We start from the raw sequence: 1,686 nt of genomic DNA on the forward strand, positions 1-1,686 counted from the left end.
GAATGGACCGTCGCCGCCGAGGGCGACGGGCTCGCCGTCCGCTGCCGCGGCCCGCTGGCGGCGGCCGGCCCCTGGCCGGTGACGGCGGTCGGACCGGACATCGTCGAGATCGCGATGCCGAACCGCTGGATGACCTCGACCGTCGTCGCCCGGGTCGAGCGCGACGGCGCGGGCGCGGTGGCCGGCCTCTGCGCGTCGAGCCCGCGCATCCGCAACCTCCGCTTCCGGCGGCAGGCGTGAGCGTCCGCTTCCGCTTCCTCGGCTGCGGCGACGCCTTCGGCTCGGGCGGGCGCTTCCAGACCTGCTTCCACCTCGCGGGATCGTCGGGGGCGGTGCTGATCGACTGCGGCGCCTCGTCGATGGTGGCGATCCGCCGCTTCGGCGTCGACCCGAACGCGATCGACGCCGTCCTGGTCACGCACCTGCATGGCGACCACTTCGCCGGCCTGCCCTTCTTCCTGCTCGACGCCCAGCTGGTGAGCCGGCGGACGCGGCCGCTCGCCATCGCCGGGCCGCCCGGTCTGAAGGACCGGCTCGGCGAGGCGATGGAAGTGCTGTTCCCCGGCTCCTCGACCGTCGAGCGGCGCTTTGCGGTGACGGAGACGGAACTGCCCGCCGGGGTCGCGACGGCGGTCGGGCCGGTGCGGGTCACCCCCTACGAGATGGTGCACTGGTGCGGGGCGCCGCCGTACGCGCTGCGGGTCGAGCTCGACGGCCGGGTCGTGACCTACACCGGCGACACCGAATGGGTCGACGCCATCGTCCTGGCGGCGCGCGACGCCGACCTCTTCGTCGCCGAGGCCTATTTCCACGACCGCAGGGTCAAGTACCACCTCGACTGGGCGACGCTCGCCCGCCACCTGCCGACGATCGGCGCGAAGCGGGTGGTGCTGACGCATTTCTCGCCCGACATGCTGGGCCGGGTCGCGCCCGACGGGGTGGAACTGGCCGAGGACGGGCTGGAACTGGCGCTCTGAGGGCGGCCGTCAGGGCGCCAGGTAGCGCAGGATGACGTCGACATGGAGCTGGCAGCGCCGTGCCGTCGTCTCCGGTGCGGCGAGGTCGCGGCCGAACACCACCGAGAGCGTGTGGATGTTCGAGAAGTAGAAATATCCGAGCGCGGCAATGGTGATGTAGAGGTCGAGCGGGTCGACGCCCGGCCGGAACGCGCCCTCGGCCTCGCCGCGCGCCAGCAGCCGGGCGATGGTGTCGATCACCGGCAGGTTGACCGCGCGCACCTTCGCCGATTTCGCGAGGTGGCGGGCGCGGTGCAGGTTCTCGTTGGCGAGCAGGTGAATGAAGCCGGGATTGTCGCGGCAGAAGTCGAAATTGTAGGCGACGAGGCGGGCAATGCCCTCGGCCGGGGCCGCGTCCTCCAGCGCCAGCGCCCGCTCGTGGCCGCGGATGCGGTCGTAGGCGGTCTCCAGGACCGCGAGGTAGAGCCCGGCCTTGCTGCCGAAATAGTGATAGATCATGCGCTTGTTGGCGCCGGCGCGGAGCGCGATGGCGTCGACCCGGGCGCCGCCCAGGCCCTTGGCCGAAAACTCCGTCCAGGCCGCCTCGAGCAGGCGCTGGCGCGTCTCCTCGGGGTGGCGGGCGCGCGGCCGCCGGGTCGTCCCGGCGCGCTCGGGGGTTCGATTGACAGGGGCCGACACGGGCGAATACCGTTGGGTAACCAACCGGTTA

At 72.4% G+C, this 1,686-nt stretch carries 2 protein-coding genes and 1 pseudogene; 2 read left to right on the top strand and 1 reads right to left on the bottom strand.

Going from position 1 to position 1,686, the window contains the following annotated elements:
• Both ACE3Q3_RS24295 and ACE3Q3_RS24300 read left to right on the top strand, forming a co-directional pair.
• Nucleotides 1-240: pseudogene (locus ACE3Q3_RS24295) on the top strand (serine hydrolase); the annotation flags it as partial.
• Complete coding sequence (locus tag ACE3Q3_RS24300; RefSeq protein WP_374450436.1) at nucleotides 237-977, top strand: MBL fold metallo-hydrolase; 741 nt, start codon at nucleotides 237-239, stop codon at nucleotides 975-977. The pseudogene ACE3Q3_RS24295 and the gene ACE3Q3_RS24300, both read left to right, overlap by 4 nt.
• A gap of 9 nt (nucleotides 978-986) precedes the next feature.
• Here ACE3Q3_RS24300 and ACE3Q3_RS24305 read toward each other — a convergent pair.
• Nucleotides 987-1,686: TetR family transcriptional regulator (locus ACE3Q3_RS24305; protein ID WP_374450438.1), on the bottom strand; the 700-nt coding region annotated here is incomplete at its 5' end.

Origin of the sequence: Allostella sp., assembly GCF_041913585.1 — a bacterium.
Taxonomy (GTDB): Bacteria; Pseudomonadota; Alphaproteobacteria; order ATCC43930; family Allostellaceae; genus Allostella.